Origin of the sequence: Calidifontibacter indicus (genome assembly GCF_003386865.1) — a bacterium.
Classification (GTDB): domain Bacteria; phylum Actinomycetota; class Actinomycetes; order Actinomycetales; family Dermatophilaceae; genus Yimella; species Yimella indica.
Genome location: NZ_QTUA01000001.1, coordinates 78,666 through 97,733, shown reverse-complemented (window position 1 = coordinate 97,733; position 19,068 = coordinate 78,666). Strand labels below are relative to the sequence as shown.

Sequence of the window (19,068 nt, the reverse complement as noted above, 5' to 3'; positions counted from 1 at the left end):
CCGGTTACCGGGTGGCGACTGCGAAGCGCTGCGCCCAATCGGCCATCGCTTCGTGGATCTGCGGGCTCGCCTGCTCGATCTCGAACGGCACCCCGCTCATCCCGAGCCCGAAGATCGCCCAGCCCGGGTGGCGCACCTCCATCCGCACCCGGCAGGTGTGGTCGTCGACCGCGCTGATCTCACCGTAGCGACCCCATCGCGGCCCCATCTCCTGCGCCGGTGCGTGCAGCAGCGCTGTGAGAGTGAGTGATTCGTCGCGTCCGTTGAGGCCCGAGCGCACGTAGGCGGCGGGGTCGCCACCGGGCACCTCGCGCGGCCGGAACAGCGATCTGGTGCCGACCGGCTCGCTCATCCGATCGACGCGGAACGACCGCCAGTCGAGTCGGTCGAGGTCGTAGGCCACCAGGTACCAACGGGTGCCGACGGTGACGAGATGGTGCGGCTCGGCATAGCGGCCGATGGTGTCGCCGGCGGCTTGCCCTCCACGAGCTGTGTAGGAGAACCGGATTCGTTCGTGGTCGCGAGTGGCCGCCGCGACGCCGGCCAAGACGGACGCGTCCACCTCGGGTGCCGTGCCGAACGGCGAGTCGACCGTGACGGCGCGGATGGCCTCCGCGCGACGCCGCAGCTTCGCCGGGAGCACCTGCATCACCTTCGACAGTGCACTGAGCGTCGCATCGCCGAGTTCGCCTGGAGCGCTTGAGGATCCGAGAGCCACGACGAGGGCGATCGCTTCCTGCTCGTCGACCACCAGCGGCGGCATCGACCCACCGGCTTCGAGTTGATAGCCGCCGTCGACACCGCGGCTCGAGCGCACCGGGTAGCCGAGCTCGCGCAGCCGATCGACGTCGCGGCGCAGCGTGCGCTCACTGACCTCCAGGCGTCCGGCGAGCTCGGTGCCGGGCCAGAAGCGGTGGGTCTGCAGCAGGGACAGCAGTCGCAGCGTGCGGGAACTCGTGTTGGCCATGAATTCAGTGTCCGCCACAAAGCGGTCAGGAAGTGGCCGGAATGCCTTTTAGCGTCGTGATGTCACCAGACTTCGCCTTCGAAAGGGTCACGACATGTCCACCATCACCAGGGACGACGAATCTCCCGTCACCGGCCGCTCGCCGGCCGACCGCGTCAGCGACACGTTGCCGACCGGCCGCGCTCGCACGGTCGCGCTCATCAGCCTCTTCCTCGCCTCGGCGATGGAACTCATCGACGTCACGATCGTCAACGTCGCGCTGCCCAGCATCGAAGCCGATCTGCAGGCCACCGGCCCGCAATTGCAATGGATCATCGCGGCCTACCCGTTGGCATTCGCTATCGCATTGATCACCGGCTCGCGACTGGGCGACCGCTTCGGTCGCAAGCGGCTGTTCGTCGGCGGACTCGTCGCGTTCACCCTGCTGTCGGCCGCCTGCGGCGCAGCGCCGTCCGCCGAGGCGTTGGTGTTGTTCCGGGCGCTGCAAGGTCTCGGCGCCGCAGCGATGGTGCCGCAGGTGTTGTCGAGCCTGCAGGTGATGTACGCGCCCGAGGAGCGCGGCAAGGCGATGGGCGCGTTCACGGCCCTGGCCGGTATCTCGACCGTCATCGGGCCCGTGCTCGGCGCGGTGCTGACCGACCTTGACATCGCCGGATCGGGTTGGCGCGCAATCTTCTTGGTCAATGTGCCGGTCGGACTGCTCGCCCTTGTGGCGGCGCTGCGCTGGATCCCCGAGTCACGCTCGGCCGTTAGCCCCGGACTCAACCCGGGAGCCGTCGCGGTGCTCGCGGCCGGCCTGCTCGCGGTGCTCTACCCGCTCACGATGGGTCACGACCTCGGTTGGCCCGAATGGGGATTCGCGCTGATGATCGTCGGTGCCGTCGTGCTTGCAGGCTTCGTGCGCCACCAGCGTCGCGTGCAACGAGCCGGCTTGGAGCCGCTGGTCAACCTGGAGCTCTATCGCGGACGCGGCTTCGCCGGCGGCACCGCCGTGCAAATGCTGCTGTTCGGTGCGCTCTCGGCCTACTTCCTCGCCCAGACCGTCTACTTCCAGGCCGGGCTCGGCTGGTCGGTGCTGAAAGCGGGTCTGGTCGGAGTGCCGTTCGCGGTGGCGACCTCGGCCGCTGCCGGCTTCGGCGTGACCGTGCTCGCCCTGCGCATCGGGCGGCAGGTGTTGCAACTCGGCGCACTGGTGATGGCTGCCGGACTCGCCGTGATGGCGGTCGTGGTGCACCTCGCGTCGGTGACCACCCCGTGGTGGGCGTTCGTCGCGCCGATGGTCGTCACCGGTGTCGGGTTCGGGCTGATGGTGGCTCCGGTGGGTCTGTTCGCGCTCGCCGATGTGCCGGTCGAGCACGCGGGTTCGGCCTCGGGGCTGTTCAACACCAGCGGCCAGCTGGCCAATGCGGTCGGTATCGCGGTGATCGGAACGGTCTTCTTCGAGGTCGTGCAGTCGGTCGGACGTGCGGCGCCGGTGGATCTGTTCGCGCCGGCCTTCCAGGTGGTGCTGGCCATCGCGGCGGTGCTGCTGCTGGTCTCGGTCGCGGCCGCCCGGGCTGTGCCGGCGAAGGTGGAGGTGGACACGCGCTGAGCCTGCTTGCCGGGCGCACCCCCCACCCCGCGAAGGTTTACAGGACACGCGACGCAAGCGCGCGATTCTGCAAACTTTCGCGGGGGTTGCGATGGTGTGGGAGCGGTGGCGGAGGTCGAGTCGAGATCCGCGAAAACCCTTCAGAAATCAACCAAATTCGCCTGTTGAAACCCTTCCTATCGGGTTCGAACATGCGTATGATTAGCGCATGGAGGGGACACCAGAATTCGAGGCTCGACCGGGCGGTATCGACCCGGCCGAGTTGCTTGAATCTGTGATCTTCGAAGACGGGTTGGACGCCGCGATCGAGTTGGCGTCCCAGCCTCATTTGGTGCCGGGTGCGAACCCGGTGACGATCATGCTGATCATCTCCAAGATCCTCAGCGCCCACGCCTACGAGTTGCTCGGGCAGGACGACCCGTTCACGGTCGACGAACCCGACGCGCTCCTCGGGTACGACCTGTTCCCCGAAACGACTGCCCCGGCAGGAACACTTGGGGCAGTCGGATCAGCCGCGCCTGCGGCGGCGCCCGATGGGTCGGCCGGTCGTGCCGACGACGAAGCCTTGACTGTTCTGGACGCGGGTCTGGATGAGGTGTTGGTGGCCGAGTCGCGGGTGTTCGATCGGATGACGTTGTTCGAGGACGCGACCCGTGCCGCGCATCAAGCAGCACAGTCGATGGAAGCGGTGCGGGCTCGTTCGATTGCGGAGTTCGCTCGGTGGGAGCACCCCGACGGTCCGCAGGGCACGAGGAAGACGCCGTGGGTGCGGCACGGTCAGGGGTTCACGAGCATGTACTCCGCCGACACGGTCGCTGCCGAACTGGGGTTGGGGATCCAGGCCGGGATCGGGTTGGTGCAACGCTCCGCCCGGATGGTGACCCGCACCCCGAACCTGTTGCGGGAAGTCGCCGCGGGCCGGGCGAATCTGGAGACGGCCGCGGATATTGCGACGGAGTTGCAGGACGCCTCCCCGGATGTGTGCGAAACGGTCGAGGCGGAGATCCTCGGCCGGGGAGTCCACCAGACAACCAGGGGTCAGGCACGCAAGTCGTGCCGGACGTTGGTGGGGAAGCATCAACCCTCCGCCGCTCGAGAGACGGCGCGGAAGACGAGGGCGCAGCAGTGCGGTGTGTTCCAGGATCCGCATCCGACGCCGGGGTTGTCGGTGCTGACTGTCATTGGGGACAACGGGCAGATCACCGCGGTCAAGGACGCGATCGACCAGTTGGCGTTCGCGATGAAACACGGCGACGAGTCCGACAAGACGTTGGGCGAGTACCGGGTGGATGCGTTCTTCGACCTCGCGATGCGGAATGTGACCTTGAACCTCGACATCCAGGTGCTCACCCCGACCTTCGGCACGGCCGGGAAGACCTGGACAAAGCCCACCAACCAGGCACCGGCTGCTGCCGGGGCTACCGGGGCTACCGGGGCAAAAGGGACTGCTGGCAAAGACAGCAACAACAGCAACGACGACGACGGCCTTGCTGACGACAGTGGCCGTGCCGACGACAGTGGCCGTGCCGACGACAGTGGCCGTGCCGACGACAGTTGCCATGCCGACGACAGTTGCCATGCCGACGACAGCAACAACGGCAATGGCGAGGGCCGTGCTGACGACAGTGACCATGGGGACGGCAGTGATGCTGAACCACCGGCCACTGAGCCGTATGTCGAGCCAGAGATACCGGCAGCGTTCGGTGGCAGCAGCACCAGGGGTCGAGACAGTGCCGGCAAAGACAATGCCGGCAAAGACAGTGACGGCCGGGCCTTCGTCTCCGACATGCGTGAACGCGGCGCGACGAGCGTCCACGCCCGTGCCGGTGCGATCGACGCCGACAGCCTGACCGACCTGGCCCGGTTCGCCGACAAAGTCACCGTGAGTAGCTTCGAGTTCGACCCCGTCACCGGGGAACCCACCGCGAACACGATGGCCAGCGACAGCTACCGGCCGCCACCGACGATGGCGAGGTACGTGAAAACCAGGGACCAGCGGTGTCGGGCACCCGGCTGTGACCGTCCCGCGATCAAGAACGTCGACCTCGACCACGCGGTCGAATGGCCCCAGGGGCCCACCACAACGGTCAACCTCGAATGCCTCTGTCGGCGACATCACCGGATGAAGCAAACCCAGTGGCGGATCCGGTTACACCCCAACGGGATCGTCGAGTGGACCTCACCCACCGGACACACCTACCGCACCACACCAGGACTCACCGAAACCTGGCACGACCTCACCGACCCATAGGCGAAGAGGCTGCCCGGCCGCCGTCCGAGCCGTGACGCTGAACCGTGACAAGCCGCTCGCACGCGGGTCGATACCCTGTAGACCCGGCTTGTCGCACCAGGAGAACCCCAGCTCATGGCTTCCTCGCACTACGTCCTCACCCAGGTTCCTGGCGGGTCGGCACTCTCGCACTTCCGCGCCCGCGCGCTGCTCACGCGTCTGCAGCAGGCGCAGCCGTCGATCACCGGCGTCGCCGCGCGGCACCTGCACTGGGTGGCGACCGAAGGCGAGCTCGACGGTCTCAGCGCTGACTCCATCGCCCGCATCCTGACCTACGGCGACCCCTACGAGGGTCCGACCGAGGGCACGCTGGTGGTCGTGACGCCCCGCCTCGGCACGATCTCGCCGTGGGCGTCGAAGGCCACCGACATCGTGCACAACTGCGGCATTCCGGTGCATCGGGTCGAGCGGGTCACCGAGTTCGTGCTCACCGGCGAGGTCACCGACTGGCAGTCCGCGGCTGCCGTGTTGCACGACCGGATGACCGAGTCGGCCTTCCCCGATCAAGCCGCCGCGGCCCACCTGTTCGACGAACGCGACCCTGAACCGTTGGAGCGCATCGACCTGCTGGGCCGTGGACGGGTGGCCATCGAGGAAGCCAACACCACCTTCGGTCTGGCCCTCGCCGACGACGAGATCGACTACCTGGTCGACGCGTTCAACGGGCTCGGCCGCAACCCGAGCGACGTCGAGCTGATGATGTTCGCGCAGGCCAACTCCGAGCACTGCCGCCACAAGATCTTCAACGCCGATTTCATCGTCGACGGCGAGGAGCAGACCTCCTCGCTGTTCGGCATGATCCGTCACACCGAGCGCGTCAACGGACACGGCACGGTCGTGGCGTACAAGGACAACGCGTCCGTCATGGCCGGTGGCACGACCACCCGGTGGATGCCCACCGAGCAGTCGGGCCCGTCGGCGTACGCCGAGCGTGAAGACGAAGTGCACGTGCTGATGAAGGTGGAGACCCACAACCACCCGACGGCGATCAGCCCGTTCCCCGGCGCCGCGACCGGTGCCGGTGGTGAGATCCGTGACGAAGGCGCCACCGGACGCGGTTCGCAGCCCAAGGCGGGGCTCACCGGCTTCATGGTGTCGAACCTCAATCTCCCTGGCACACAAGATGCTTGGGAGGACGAGGACTACGGCGCGCCCGACCACATCGCCTCCCCGCTCGACATCATGATCGAGGGCCCGATCGGTGCGGCCGCGTTCAACAACGAGTTCGGCCGGCCGGGCCTCGGCGGCTTCTTCCGTGTCTACGAGCAGACGGTCGACGGGGTGCGCCGCGGCTACCACAAGCCGATCATGAGCGCGGGCGGTCTCGGCGCGATCAGCGCGAGCCAGACCGAGAAGATCATCTTCCCGGCGGGCACGCTGCTGGTGCAGCTCGGCGGTCCGGGCATGCGCATCGGCATGGGTGGCGGCGCGGCGAGCTCGATGGCTTCGGGCACCAACGCCGCCGAACTCGACTTCGACTCCGTGCAGCGCGGCAACCCCGAGATCGAACGCCGCGCGCAGGAGGTCATCAACCACTGCTGGTCGATGGGGGAGAGCAACCCGATCCTCGCGATCCACGACGTCGGCGCGGGCGGCCTGTCGAACGCCTTCCCCGAACTCGTGGACGGAGCCGGGCTCGGTGCCCGTTTCGACCTGTCGGCGGTGCCGCTGGAGGAGTCGGGACTCGCTCCGAAGGAGATCTGGTGCAACGAATCTCAGGAGCGCTACGTCATTGCGCTGCAGGCCGATTCACTGGAAGAGTTCGCCGACCTGTGCCGTCGCGAACGCTGCCCCTTCGCCGTCGTCGGCGTGGCGAAGGACGACGCCCAGCTGGTGCTTGCCGGCGATGACGAGCGGGAGCACCCGATCGACATGCCGATGGAGGTGCTGCTCGGCAAGCCGCCGAGGATGACCCGCGACGTGCGCCGCGTGCAGCGCACCAGCCCGGCGTTCGACCTCTCCGGGATCGACCTGCGCGAGTCGGCGTACGCCGTCCTGCGCCACCCGAGCGTCGCGTCGAAGCGCTTCCTTATCACGATCGGTGACCGCACGGTCGGCGGGCTCACCCACCGCGACCAGATGGTCGGCCCGTGGCAGGTGCCGGTGGCCGACGTCGCCGTCACCCTGTCCGACCTCGTCGGGCTCGCCGGGCAGGCGATGAGCAGTGGTGAGCGTTCGCCGCTGGCCTCGATCGACGCACCGGCATCGGGGCGGATGGCCGTCGGCGAGGCGATCACCAACCTCGCTGCGGCGCCGATCGATCTGCCCGGCGTGAAGCTGTCGATGAACTGGATGGCGGCCTGCGGTGAGGACGGCGAGGACGCCGCGCTCTACGACACCGTGCACGCCGTGGCGATGGAGCTGTGCCCGGCCCTCGGCATCTCGGTGCCGGTCGGCAAGGACTCCCTGTCGATGCGCACCAAGTGGGACGACAAGCAGGTCACCTCCCCGGTCACGCTCGTGGTGTCGGCGTTCGCGTCACTGCCCGACGTCACCGGCACCCTCACCCCGCAACTGCGCGGCGGCGACACTGCCTTGGTGCTCGTCGACCTCGGTGCCGGTCGTAACCGTCTCGCCGGGTCGATGCTGGCGCAGGTCAACGGGGAGTTCGGCGACGTGGTGCCCGACCTCGACGACCCGGCCCGCCTGGTGGCATTCGTCGAGGCACTCAACTCGTTGCGCGCCAAGGGAATCGTGCGCGCCTACCACGATCGTTCGGACGGCGGTCTGTGGTCGACCGCGTGCGAGATGGCGTTCGCCGGCAACCTCGGTGTCGACCTCGCCGTCGACGACATCGCCGAACTGTTCACCGAGGAACTCGGTGCGCTGCTCGAGGTCGACTCGGCGTCGGTCGACGAGGTGCTCGCTGCCTTCGCAGCTGCGGGCGCGGTCAAGGTTGTCGGAAAGCCCAACTCCGACAAGCAGATTCGCGTGTCGATCGCCGGTGCCAACTCGCTCGACGAACCGTTGCGTGACCTGGCGCAGGCGTGGGACGAGGTCTCCTGGCGCATCTCGTCGCTGCGCGACAACCCCGAGTGCGCCGACGAGGAGCACGCAGGTGTGGGTGCCGACCTGCCCGGCCTGGTCGTCGCCCCCACCTTCGACCCGTCCGAAGACGTCAGCGCGCCGTACGTCAACCTCGGCGCGCGACCGAAGGTTGCGATCCTGCGTGAGCAGGGCGTCAACTCCCATGTCGAGACGGCCTTCGCGTTCGACCGCGCCGGGTTCGAGGCCTACGACGTGCACATGACCGACCTGCAGTCCGGACGCTTCGACCTCGCCGACGCGGTCGGCCTGGTCGCGTGCGGCGGGTTCTCCTACGGAGACACGCTCGGCGCCGGTGAGGGTTGGGCACGCTCGGTGCTGTTCAATCCTGCTCTGACACAGTCTTTCTCGGACTTCTTCCGCCGCGATGACACCTTCGGGTTGGGCATCTGCAACGGCTGCCAGATGTTCGCGGCGCTGGCCGACCTCATCCCGGGCGCCGACGCGTGGCCGCGGTTCACCCGCAACCGCTCGGAGCAGTACGAAGCGCGACTGTCGCAGGTGGAGATTCTCGACAACCCGTCGATCTTCTTCACCGGCATGGCGGGCTCGAAGCTGCCGATCGCGGTCGCTCACGGAGAAGGCTTCGCCAACTTCGCTGCGCGTGGCGACGAACAGTCGGTGATCCGGGCGGCGCGCTACGTCGACGGTGCCGGCAACCCCGCGTCCGGTTACCCGACCAACCCCAACGGCTCGCCTGACGGCCTCACCGCTGTCACCACCCCCGACGGCCGCTTCACCGCGATGATGCCGCACCCCGAGCGGGTGCAGCGAAACGTACAGATGAGCTGGACCGACGGCCCCCTCGGCGACGCCAGCCCGTGGCTGCGGATGTTCCGCAACGCCCGCGTCTGGGTCGACTGAGCCGCAAACTCGACCTCGACACCCATTCCCGACCCACTCGTCCACCTAAGCCCGACCGCTCCTCCCGCAAACACTGCGGTTGCCTGCAGGTGCTGCTGTTGCACAGCAGCACCTGCAGGCAACCGCAGCGTTTGCGGGGGAGATGCAGCGTTTGCGGGTGGCCAGATGAGTGGGGAGGTCAGTTCGTCACGTGAGGAGGGCCTGCAACTCCGGGTCGGCCGCACTGAGCACGGCCTCGCGCGCCGCCGCAGCTGTCGCCGCCGAGACGGCCGACTCAGCCAGCCGCTGACACGCCTCGAGCGAGTGGCGCGACAGCGCGAACCGCACCGCCGGCACCTTCGACGGCGCCATCGACAGTGACGAGACGCCGAGCCCGGTGAGCACCAGCGCCATCAACGGATCGCCGCCCGATTCACCGCAGACACCGATCGGTTTGCCGAGTTCGGCGGCTCCTGCGCAGGCGGCTTTGATCACGTTGAGCACGGCCGGTTGCCACGGGTCGAGGAGGTCCGACAGTGCTCCCTGCATCCGGTCGGCCGCCATCGTGTACTGCGCGAGGTCGTTGGTGCCGAGGCTGCCGAAGTCGACGGGTGCAAGCACGTGGCGTGCGCCGAGAGCCGCGGCGGGCACCTCGATCATCACACCCGACTTCGGGAGCCCCGCGGCCGCCACCTGATCGGCGAACCATTTCGCTTCCTCGACGGTGGCCACCATCGGTGCCATCACCCGTACGTCGGCACCGGTGGCCGACGCGGCCGCGGCCAACGCCTTGAGCTGGGTCTCGAGCAACTCCGGGCGAGCCTGCGACAGACGCAACCCGCGACGTCCGAGGGCGGGGTTCTCCTCCGCGCCCAGGTCGGCGAAGGCGAGCGGTTTGTCGGCACCCGCATCGAGCGTGCGGACGACGATGCGCCGGTCGGTGCCGAACGGCTGGAACACCCGGGTGTAGATGTCGGTCTGCTCCTCCAGGGTCGGCGCGGTCTTCGCCGACAGGAACACGAACTCGGTGCGGAAGAGTCCGACCCCTTCGAGGTCTTGGGCGCCCGCCGCGACCGCGTCGTCGACACCGCCGATATTGGCCAGCAGCCCGACCGCGTGCCCGTCCGAGGTCTTGCCAGGGCCGGACGTCGCGGACAGCAGGGTGGCCCGCTTGGAGTCGCGATCGGCCAGTGCCGCGACCGATTCGGCGGACGGGTTCACGACCACCGCGCCCGAGTCACCGTCGATCGAGACCGAGGTGCCCGCCTCGATCGAGAGCGCGTCGGCGCAGTGGACGACCGCCGGGATGCCCATCTGCGCGGCGAGGATCGCGGTGTGGCTGTTGCGTCCGCCCTCCTGGGTGACGATGCCGGCGACCAGGTCGCGGTCGAGCACCGCGGTATCGGCCGGCGCCAGGTCGAGCGCGATGACCACGGACGGTGCGGTGAGCGTCGGCACCCCCGGGGCGGGCACCCCGAGCACCGCCGCGATGGTGCGCGAACCAACATCGCGCAGGTCGGTGACCCGCTCGGCGAAGTAGTCGCCGAGTGCCTCGAACTGTGCGGCGTACTCCTCGACCGCGCGGTGCACCGATGTCGCCGGACCGGAGCCGGCAGCCAGGTGTTTGCCGGCCGCCTTGTGCAAGCCCTTGTCGCGGGCGATGAGAGCGGTGGCGGTCAGGATCTGCGCAGCAGTCTTGTCGGCCCGTGCTGCGCGCGCGTCGAGTTCGGCGGCGACCTGCTCGAAAGCCGCCTTCACCCGCACCAGTTCCGCGTCGGCGTCGGCCGGGGCCGGTTCGTCGGCCGGCGCGGTGACCGGGGGAGCCACCACCACCGCCGTCGCGTAGGCCGATCCGGCGCTGACACCGATGCCCTGCAGAGTCCTGACCTCCATCGCCGTCACCTCATTCCGCGTCGAGGTCGCGGGAGAGCAACTCGACCAGCGAGTCGAGCGCGGCATCGGCGCCGTCGCCCTCGGCGGTGAGGGTGACCTCCTCGCCGTGCTTCGCGCCGAGCGCCATCACGCCGAGGATGCTGGTGGCGTCGACCGCGTCCTCGCCGGGCTTGGCGATCTCGATGTCGAGGCCGGTCTCGGCTGCTGCTTGCACGAACATCGCGGCGGGGCGGGCGTGCAAGCCGACCTTCGAGGCGATGGTGACGGTGCGCTGTGCCATGGAACTGACTCCTTCGTCGGTTGGGTGTGTTGCGAGTCTGCCGCAGCGATCAGGCTGCGACGAGGGTGTCGGCGGACTTCTTGGCAGCGGCTTGCTTGAGCACGACCACGACGGTGGTCATCACCAGCACACCCGCCGCGAGAGCGACCAGGAAGAGGGCGAAGTTGCCGATCAAGGGCAGCACCCAGATGCCGCCGTGCGGGGCGCGCAATGTGGCGCCGAAGGCCATCGACAGGGCTCCGGTGACGCTTGAGCCGGCGACCGACGCGACGATCACGCGCCACGGGTCGGCGGCCGCGAACGGGATGGCTCCCTCGGAGATGAACGACGCACCGAGCAGCCAGGCTGCCTTGCCGTTCTCCCGCTCGGGTTCGGTGAACAGCTTCGGGCGGACGGTGGTGGCCAGGGCGAGGCCCAGCGGCGCCACCATGCCGCCGGCCATCACGGCCGCCATGATCTTCAACTGCGGTGCGTCGGTGGCGGTGCCCGCGGCCGACAGGCCGGTGGTCGCGAAGGCGTACGCCACCTTGTTGACCGGGCCGCCGAGGTCGAAGCCCATCATCGCGCCGAGGATGAGACCGAGCAGCACCGCGCTGGTGCCCGACATCCCGTTGAGGCCGCTGGCGAGTTGGTCGGACAGCCACTTGATCGGGCGACCGACCACGGTGATGAGCAACCCGACGGTCAGCAGGGTCGACAGCAGCGGGATGACGACGACGGGCATGACACCGCGCACGTTCTTGTGCACGTTCCACCCGGAGATCCACTTCGCGAGCAGACCGCCGATCAGACCGGTGGCGATGCCGCCGAGGAACCCGGCCTGCATGGTCACCGCGACCGCACCGCCGACCACACCGGGCACCAGGCCCGGCCGGTCGGCGATCGCGTAGGCGATGTAGCCCGACAGGATCGGCACGAGGAAGCCGAACGCGGCCCCGCCGATGAGGAACAGCAGTGCGGCCCAGTGCATCCCGGACAGCGGGTCGAACGAGTTCTGCAGGATGGTGGCCTTCGACGGGTCGGCGCTCGGGTCGAGCGTGAAGTTCTTCGTGACGTCGATCGCGCCGGTCTCACCGCCCGCGATCTGGGCCAGCATGAAGCCGAGTGCGATGAGGATGCCGCCGGCCGCGACGAACGGGATCATGTACGACACGCCGGTCATCAGCCACTTGCGCAGGCGGGTGCCGACACCTTCGGTCTCGGGTTCGTCGGCCGCCGGTGCGGCAACGGCCGCCGAGGCCTTCGACGGGTCTTTCGCCCACTCGTCCGCCAATCGGCCGGCCTGGGACAGCAGCGCCGGTCCGTCGCTGATCGCCTTCTTCACCCCGACGTCGACCGTGGGCTTGCCGGCGAAGCGGGCCTTGTCGCGCACCTCCACGTCGTGGGCGAAGATCACCGCGTCGGCCTCGGCGATCTGCGCCGCGGTCAGCGGGGTCGAGCCGGCCGACTCCTGGGTCTCGACGGTGATGCGGTGGCCACCCTCGCGGGCTGCGTTCTCCAAGGCTTCGGCGGCCATGTAGGTGTGTGCAATGCCGGTGGGGCACGAGGTCACGGCGACGAAGGTGCGTCCACCGGACGGTGCCGCGGCGGGCTCGGGTGTCGCCACGGACGCAGCCGAGGCAGCCGTCGGGACAGCCGTCGCCGGGGCAGTTGTGGCCGGGGTAGTTGTGGCCGGGGCCGCCGCCTTCGCCGGCTCGTCGAGCGAGACCCGCGAGTTCACCAGCTCGACCACCTGCGACTCGTCGGTCGCAGCCATCAGCTCCGCGCGGAAACTCTTGTCCATCAACGCTTTCGCGAGCTTCGGCAGCATCTGCATGTGGGCTTCGCCGCCCTCCTCCGGTGCCGCGATGAGGAAGATCGTCGTCGCCGCGCCGTCCTTGGCGCCCCAGTCGATCCCGTCGGCCGCCCGTCCGAAGACCAGCGACGGCTCGGTGATCGCGGCGCTGCGGGCGTGCGGGATGCCGATGCCGCCGGGCAGCCCGGTGGCCATCTTCTCCTCACGGGCACGGACGTCGGCCAGGAAACCGTCCAGGTCGGTGCACCGACCGGATGCGACCAGGCGCTCGGCGAGCGTGCGGGTCGCTTCGTGGCGGTCTTCGCCACGCAGGTCGAGGATGACCTGCTCGTTGGTGATGAGAGACACGACGTGTCCTTTCGTGAGGCGCGTCAGGAGATGACGCGGTCGAGCTCGGGGGAGTTGGTGGAGGTCACTTCGACGGCGGCGATGTCGGCCGGGGCGGGCACCTGACTGCCGGGCAGTCGGACGGCGGCAGCGCCCCACCGCACGCCCTCGCGGACCGCGGCCTCGAGGTCGCCGCCGAGAACGCGTGCGTGAAGGAACCCGGCGAGCAGACAATCGCCCGCGCCGACGGTCGAGAGCGGGTCGTCGACGGTGGCGCCCGCCCAGACGAGGCCGGACGCGTCGACGCCGAGTGCGCCATCGGCACCGAGGCTGACGACCACCGTTTCGATGCTGTCGGCGACGAGTCCGCGGGCCGCATCGACGACGTCGCCGATGCGGGGCAGCGGGCGTCCGACGAGTTCGGCGAGTTCCTCGTGGTTGGGCTTGATCAGCTGCGGATGCGCCACGGCGGCGAGCGGGAACGGGCTACCCGAGGTGTCGATCGCCACCTTGAGATCGGCTGCGGCACAGCGCAACACGAGCTCGGCGTAGAAGGATTCAGGCACCCCTGGAGGCAGCGAGCCGCACGCGACCAGCCAGTCTGCGCCGTCGGCCGCTGTGATCGCAGCGTCGAACAGCGCCGACACCTCGGCCGCCGACATCTGCGGGCCGGGTTCGTTGAGCTTGGTGGTGGTGCCGTCGGGTTCGACCGCGGCGATGTTCATCCGGGCTGCGCCGGCGATCTCGACCGCGCGGTAGGGCACGTGCGCCGACTCGAGAAGTTCGGTGAGCAGGTGGCCCTCCGGGCCGCCCGCGGGGAGCACCGCAAGGGTCGGCGTGCGGTTCGCCTGCAGAGCGCGGGAGACGTTGATGCCCTTGCCCCCCGGGTCGATCCGGCTGGAGGTCGCCCGCTGCACCGCGCCGCGGCGGATGCGGTCGAACGCGATCGTGCGGTCGACGCTCGGGTTGGGAGTGAGGGTGACGATCACGCGTACACCACCTCCAGGCCGGCCTCGGCCAGCATCGATCGGTCGGCCTGGTCGGCGGCGTCGTCGGTGATGACAAGGTCGACCGCGGACAGCGGGGCGAAGCTGTGCAGGTGGTCGACACCGAGCTTGCTGGAGTCGGTGACGACGATGGCGCGGTCGGCGGCCTCGACCATGGCCGACTTGGCGGCCGCCTCGGTCTCGTCGGGTGTCGAGAGTCCGCGCCGCAGGCTCAGGCCGTTGGTGCCGACGAACGCCACGTCGACGCTGAGGCTGCCCAGCAGCGAGGTGGTCCAAGGCCCGACGGCCGCGCCGGTGACACCGCGGACGCGTCCGCCGAGCAACAGCAGGTCGAGGTGCGGGTGATCGGCCAGCAGGGCGGCGGCCTGCACCGAGTTGGTGACGACGGTCAGTCGGGCGTCGCCTGGGATGAGTGCAGCGACGGCGAGGGTGGTCGACCCGGAGTCGAGCAGGATCGCACCGCCGGACGGGACCTCGTCGAGGGCTCGTCCGGCGATCCGCCGTTTCTGCGTGGTCGACCGACTCGTGCGGGTGGCGAGCGACTGCTCGAGGCGCTCGATCGGGATCGCCCCGCCGTGTACCCGGCGCAGCGAGCCGCGCTCCTCCAGGGTGGTCAGGTCGCGGCGCACGGTCTCGGGCGTGACCCCGAGCGAGTCGGCGAGGTCGGCGACGGCGACCCGTCCGGCCCGGCGCGCCTCGTCGACGATCCGGCGGTGACGTTCGGCTGCGTACACGTCCGCTCCTGCTGGTTGATTCGACTGTGGCCCGGCTCACGTGTCCGGCGTCACACCAGAAAACCACTCAAGCAAAGCGAAGTCAACATAAACAAACATCTGAAATTGTGTGAACGGCTGGAGGTCGGAAGTGCGGTGCTGCCGTCTGCGACGATCTGGGCATGCCGGATCACGTCGTCGACCAACCTGGGCCCACCGTGCCCACCGTGCCCACCTGGCAGGTGCCCGGGGAGGCGCCCGACGCGGCGAGCACCGTCCGCGGACGGGTCGACGGCCCGGTCTGGAAGGCGAGCGGTATCCGATATGCCCACGCACAGCGTTGGCAGACATCGCAATTGGCGCCGCTCGCATCCGGTGACATCGACGCGACACGGCTCGCTCCGTCGTGCCCGCAGGTGTCGTTCCCGCTGATCGACGAGGTGCTCGACGAGGTCGAACCCAAGCTGCCGATCGACGAGGACTGCCTGCACCTCAGCATCACCATGCCGGCCGGCACCGCCCCCGACGCCGGGCTGCCGGTGATGGTGTGGATCCACGGCGGGTCGTACGTCACCGGCGCCGGTGACCTGCCGATCTACGACCCGACGGCGCTCGTCACCGAACACCAGGTGGTCGTGGTCACCGTGACCTACCGGCTCGGGCTGTTCGGCTACCTGCGCCATGCGGCGTCGCCGGGCAATCTCGGACTGCTCGATCAGCGCACCGCCCTGGAGTGGGTGCAGCGGTACATCGCGCACTTCGGCGGCGACCCCGCGAATGTCACGGCCTTCGGAGAATCCGCCGGCGGCGACTCCGTGGCCCACCTGATGATCGCCGACGGCGCCCGCGGGCTCTTCCGCCGCGCGATCGTGATGAGCGCCCCGCTCGGGCTGATGCCCGGCCGCGACAAGATGTACGCCGCGATGGCCGACAAGGTCGACGGTCTCAGCGCCGACGCGAGCGTCGAGGAGATGCTCGAACGCACGAACTCCTTGCAGCGCATGTCGATTCGTTACGGGCTGCGGGCTGGGATGCCGTTCGGCCCGCAGTACGGGGTTGCCCCGTTGCCCGCCGAGGACGATCTCGACGACGCCTGGTCGCAGGTAGCGCCCGACGTCGATCTGCTCATCGGTCACACCGCCCGCGAGGTCGCGCTCTTCGTGCCGCCCCGGCTCGGACGCGTGCCGTTGCGCCCCGCCGTCCGCGAACGTCTGGTGCGCCGGCTCGGCAACTCGATCTACGACGAGCCGGCCCGCCGGTTCGCCCAGCGTCACGCGGCGGCCGGTGGATCGGCGGCGACCTACCTGCTGCACGCCGACAGCCATGACGATCCACGCGGTGGGTTGCTCGCCGGCGCCCACACGACCGACCTGCCCTACGTCTTTCCGGGCCCGGCGTGGGAGACGATCGTCGCGGCGTCCGGCCCCGCCTGGCATGTGACCCCGGAGGCCGGACGCGAGGTGCGGGCGATGCTCGGCGGATTCGCCCGCGACGGTGTTGCAGTCGAACGCTCCGGCCCGCCGGTCCTCGTCCGGTCGCTCGGCTAGTTCGTTGTGGCGGTGCCGAGGGTCACCGTCGCCTGGTGGGTCTGACCCGATGCGTCGGTCCACCCGACGCTGACCTTGTCACCGGGCTGGTGCTGGTCGAGTGCGTCGGTGAGGCTCGAGGCGTCGGTGACCGAGGTGCCGCCGATCGAGGTGATGATCGAGCCGGCGGTCATACCCGCCGCCTCCGCCGCACCACCGGACAGCACTGCCATCACCTGCAGGCTCGACGACTGCTGAGCGGGGCCGTATCCGCTGCTGCCGGAGCTGATCTCGACACCGAGCGCGGCGCGCTTGCCGATGTGCACGGTGCCGGAGTCGTCGCCCGACTGGATCTTGTTGGCGATGCTCACGGCGGTCGAGATCGTGATCGCGTAGCCGGTGATCGGTGTGGTCGAGGAGGCCGCGGTGTCGATGCCGACAACCTCGCCGTCGGAGTCGAGCAGCGGGCCGCCGGAGTAACCGGGCACGATCTGCGCGTTGGTCTCGATCAGGCCGTTGAGCGTCTCGGAGTTGGCACTGGTGGAGCTCTCGGACGCGGTGATCTGCTGGTCGACGGCCGTCACGCTGCCGGACGTCGTATAGAGCACGCCCTGGCCGCCGCCCTGCCCGATGGCGGTCACCTTGTCGCCGACGACGACCTTCGCGGTGTCGAGGGTGGCCGTGGTGAGGTTCGACGCGTCGGCCAGTTTGAGCACGGCGATGTCGTTCGTCGAGTCGTAGCCGATGACGGTCGCGGTGTACTTCTTCGAGTCGCCGGTGGTCACCCGGATCTGCGTCGAGCCCTCCACCACGTGGTAGTTGGTCAGCACGATGCCGTCGGACCGCAGGACGATGCCGGTGCCCGCGCCCTCACCGCCGGTGACGACGGTGTCGATCATCACCACGCCCGGCGAGGAGGCGATCTGGGTGCCGGACGTCGTTGCGCTGGACTGGTCGGCGCTGCCGCGTCCGCCCCACCATCCGTTGCCGGGCTGCTGCCCGTCGGAAGCGGAACCGGAGGAACCCGACGAGTCGGAGGAACCCGACGAGGACGAAGACCCCGAAGACCCCGAAGGCCCCGAGCCGGTCGACGGCGACGTGGTGCCGGTCGAGGGTGACGTTGTCGCCGGCGCGGCCGCCGTGACCGACACGCGGTACTGCGGGAGGGCTCGGTCCACCGCGATCGCGGCGGGTGCGACGGCGAGTGCGGTGATGGCGGCCACGGAGGCGATCAGGCGGTTCATGTCTTCATGGAACGCCCGCCGTCCATGCCCGAGCCCTGGCTTACCTGTGCGCTTCCTGTGGCGTCGAGCTCACCAGTCGGCGCCGGTGCAGTCGTTGGTCTCGCCCGACTCGACCTGCAAGGTGGCGTGCGCGATCTCGAACCTGTCGCGCAGCAGCGCACCCGCGTCCCGCAGTACGGCGGTGCTGTCCTGGCCGCCGATCGTCACCAGGTGAGCCGTGGCGACGTTCATGCCGGACGTCAGTTGCCAGATGTGCAGGTCGTGCACCTCGTTCACGCCCGGCAACTGCTCGAGGGCGCCGAGGATCTCGGCCGGTTCGGTGCCCGCCGGTGCGTGCTGTCCGAGCACGGCCAGCACCTCGCGTCCGAGCCCGACAGCGCGGACGGCGACGAACAGCGCGATGGCCAACGCGACGACCGTGTCCCACCACGCCGAGCCGGTCGCCTGCACCAGCAGCGCGGCGGCGATGACGCCGATGGAACCCACCGCGTCGGCCACCACCTCCAGGTAGGCGCCCTTGACGTTGAGGCTTTCACCGGAACCGCTGCGCAACAACAGGATTCCGATGACGTTGATGACCAGCCCGATGATGCCGACGAGGAGCATCACGCCGGAGGCGGGCTCAGTGGGGGAGCCGATGCGCGAGATCGCCTCGACGACGATGTAGACCGAGACGCCGAGCATCACGAGCACGGCGAGGCCGGAGGCGAAGACCTCGGCGCGATAGGAGCCGAAGGTGCGGCGGCCGGTGGAGTCGGGACGCGTGGCGATGCGGGTGGCGACGAGCGCCGCCCCCAGCGTCACGACGTCGGCAGCCATGTGGCCGGCATCGCTGATCAGTGCGAGCGACCCGGCGGCGAGGCCCGTGAGGAGTTCGACGACGAAGAAGACGGCGACCAGGCCGAACGTGACCATGAGCCGCCACCGGTGCCGTCCGGTCGCGGACAGACCGTGGGAGTGGTCGTGGCTCATCGTGACCTCACCGGGTGCGGGCGCATGCTCCTATCGAAACCGACACGGCGCCGCGCGTGCAGCCGGGGGGTCGACCCGGCCTCAATCGGTGCGGCCGAGCGCGCCCTCGTGGGCGTTCTTGTACGGCGAGTGCATCACCAGTTCGAGGTCGACCGGACCGTCGTGCGGTTCGGGCGCGGCGGGCTTCACGCACACCTTCACCTCGACGGTGTCGCCCGGCCTCGCTCGAAATCGCGTGGTCGCCTCGGAGTAACCGAGCCGCACGGTCAGGACGTGCTCACCCGGCTCCACCGGGAACTCGACCACTTCCTCGCTGAGCTGGCCGATCTTCCTGCCACCGAGCACCACGACCCGCTGCGGCGAGGCGTACCCACGATGAATGCGAAGGGTTGCCGACATCTGCGTCCTCCGTTTCCTGCTGGAGGCGGTCGTCGGGCGACGGCCGTCGAAACCAGTATTGCCCTCGTTGACTGGGAGACGGGTGGATCCGAGGGGACTGCGCCCAAATGTGACCGAGGGGTGGAGCGTGTGCCGCCTCGCAGCCGGCGGTGGCAGGATGGCCGGGTTTCCAGGAG

Annotated in this window: 13 protein-coding genes; 4 read left to right on the top strand and 9 right to left on the bottom strand. The window is 69.3% G+C overall.

Annotated elements, in window-relative coordinates:
- Positions 1-4 precede the first annotated feature (4 nt).
- Complete coding sequence (locus DFJ65_RS00450; protein WP_115921306.1) at positions 5-967, bottom strand: helix-turn-helix transcriptional regulator; 963 nt, start codon at positions 965-967, stop codon at positions 5-7.
- Positions 968-1,061: 94 nt separating this feature from the next.
- Between DFJ65_RS00450 and DFJ65_RS00445 the strand changes: the two genes are divergently transcribed.
- From DFJ65_RS00445 to purL, 3 genes are all read left to right on the top strand, one after another.
- The gene (locus DFJ65_RS00445) at positions 1,062-2,558 is read left to right on the top strand and encodes an MFS transporter (RefSeq protein WP_115921305.1); all 1,497 of its coding nucleotides are present in this window, start codon (positions 1,062-1,064) and stop codon (positions 2,556-2,558) included.
- Between the two features lie 208 nt (positions 2,559-2,766).
- On the top strand, positions 2,767-4,809 hold the full coding sequence (locus tag DFJ65_RS00440; RefSeq protein ID WP_147301259.1) for an HNH endonuclease signature motif containing protein: 2,043 nt from the start codon (positions 2,767-2,769) through the stop codon (positions 4,807-4,809).
- A gap of 114 nt (positions 4,810-4,923) precedes the next feature.
- Positions 4,924-8,757, top strand: coding sequence for a phosphoribosylformylglycinamidine synthase (purL, locus tag DFJ65_RS00435; protein WP_115921303.1), 3,834 nt, complete (start codon positions 4,924-4,926; stop codon positions 8,755-8,757).
- 186 nt (positions 8,758-8,943) lie between these two features.
- Here purL and ptsP read toward each other — a convergent pair whose 3' ends face one another.
- Genes ptsP through DFJ65_RS00410 form a run of 5 tightly spaced genes read right to left on the bottom strand, consistent with a single transcriptional unit; the run spans position 8,944 to position 14,772 of the window.
- The gene (gene ptsP, locus DFJ65_RS00430) at positions 8,944-10,629 is read right to left on the bottom strand and encodes a phosphoenolpyruvate--protein phosphotransferase (protein WP_115924020.1); all 1,686 of its coding nucleotides are present in this window, start codon (positions 10,627-10,629) and stop codon (positions 8,944-8,946) included.
- Positions 10,630-10,639: 10 nt separating this feature from the next.
- Positions 10,640-10,909 (bottom strand): HPr family phosphocarrier protein, encoded by a 270-nt coding sequence (locus DFJ65_RS00425; RefSeq protein ID WP_115921302.1) that lies wholly within the window; start codon positions 10,907-10,909, stop codon positions 10,640-10,642.
- 49 nt (positions 10,910-10,958) lie between these two features.
- Positions 10,959-13,052: a PTS fructose transporter subunit IIABC gene (locus tag DFJ65_RS18205; protein ID WP_115921301.1), complete on the bottom strand. Its 2,094-nt coding sequence runs from the start codon at positions 13,050-13,052 to the stop codon at positions 10,959-10,961.
- 23 nt (positions 13,053-13,075) lie between these two features.
- On the bottom strand, positions 13,076-14,020 hold the full coding sequence (gene pfkB, locus DFJ65_RS00415) for a 1-phosphofructokinase (RefSeq protein ID WP_115921300.1): 945 nt from the start codon (positions 14,018-14,020) through the stop codon (positions 13,076-13,078).
- The gene (locus DFJ65_RS00410) at positions 14,017-14,772 is read right to left on the bottom strand and encodes a DeoR/GlpR family DNA-binding transcription regulator (RefSeq protein WP_115921299.1); all 756 of its coding nucleotides are present in this window, start codon (positions 14,770-14,772) and stop codon (positions 14,017-14,019) included. Before DFJ65_RS00410 ends, pfkB begins: the two co-directional genes overlap by 4 nt.
- Before the next feature lie 161 nt (positions 14,773-14,933).
- On the opposite strand from DFJ65_RS00410, the gene DFJ65_RS00405 reads away from it, so the two are divergent.
- A complete protein-coding gene (locus tag DFJ65_RS00405; protein WP_115921298.1) occupies positions 14,934-16,298 on the top strand; it encodes a carboxylesterase family protein in 1,365 nt (454 codons plus the stop codon).
- On the opposite strand, the gene DFJ65_RS00400 is transcribed toward DFJ65_RS00405, so the two are convergent.
- From DFJ65_RS00400 to DFJ65_RS00390, 3 genes are all read right to left on the bottom strand, one after another.
- Positions 16,295-17,521, bottom strand: coding sequence for a S1C family serine protease (locus tag DFJ65_RS00400; protein ID WP_115921297.1), 1,227 nt, complete (start codon positions 17,519-17,521; stop codon positions 16,295-16,297). The two genes, DFJ65_RS00405 and DFJ65_RS00400, sit on opposite strands and share 4 nt — an antisense overlap.
- A 69-nt stretch (positions 17,522-17,590) precedes the next feature.
- Positions 17,591-18,493, bottom strand: a complete 903-nt coding sequence (locus DFJ65_RS00395) for a cation diffusion facilitator family transporter (protein ID WP_115921296.1) — start codon at positions 18,491-18,493, stop codon at positions 17,591-17,593.
- A gap of 81 nt (positions 18,494-18,574) precedes the next feature.
- Positions 18,575-18,892: a hypothetical protein gene (locus tag DFJ65_RS00390; RefSeq protein ID WP_115921295.1), complete on the bottom strand. Its 318-nt coding sequence runs from the start codon at positions 18,890-18,892 to the stop codon at positions 18,575-18,577.
- Positions 18,893-19,068 lie beyond the last annotated feature (176 nt).

Bases quoted from the DNA above. Each gene is read 5' to 3' on its own strand.
- DFJ65_RS00450 (WP_115921306.1), bottom strand. From the start codon at position 967: ATGGCCAACACGAGTTCCCGCACGCTGCGACTGCTGTCCCTGCTGCAG.
- DFJ65_RS00445 (WP_115921305.1), top strand. From the start codon at position 1,062: ATGTCCACCATCACCAGGGACGACGAATCTCCCGTCACCGGCCGCTCG.
- DFJ65_RS00440 (WP_147301259.1), top strand. From the start codon at position 2,767: ATGGAGGGGACACCAGAATTCGAGGCTCGACCGGGCGGTATCGACCCG.
- purL (WP_115921303.1), top strand. From the start codon at position 4,924: ATGGCTTCCTCGCACTACGTCCTCACCCAGGTTCCTGGCGGGTCGGCA.
- ptsP (WP_115924020.1), bottom strand. From the start codon at position 10,629: ATGGAGGTCAGGACTCTGCAGGGCATCGGTGTCAGCGCCGGATCGGCC.
- DFJ65_RS00425 (WP_115921302.1), bottom strand. From the start codon at position 10,909: ATGGCACAGCGCACCGTCACCATCGCCTCGAAGGTCGGCTTGCACGCC.
- DFJ65_RS00405 (WP_115921298.1), top strand. From the start codon at position 14,934: ATGCCGGATCACGTCGTCGACCAACCTGGGCCCACCGTGCCCACCGTG.
- DFJ65_RS00400 (WP_115921297.1), bottom strand. From the start codon at position 17,521: ATGAACCGCCTGATCGCCTCCGTGGCCGCCATCACCGCACTCGCCGTC.
- DFJ65_RS00395 (WP_115921296.1), bottom strand. From the start codon at position 18,493: ATGAGCCACGACCACTCCCACGGTCTGTCCGCGACCGGACGGCACCGG.
- DFJ65_RS00390 (WP_115921295.1), bottom strand. From the start codon at position 18,892: ATGTCGGCAACCCTTCGCATTCATCGTGGGTACGCCTCGCCGCAGCGG.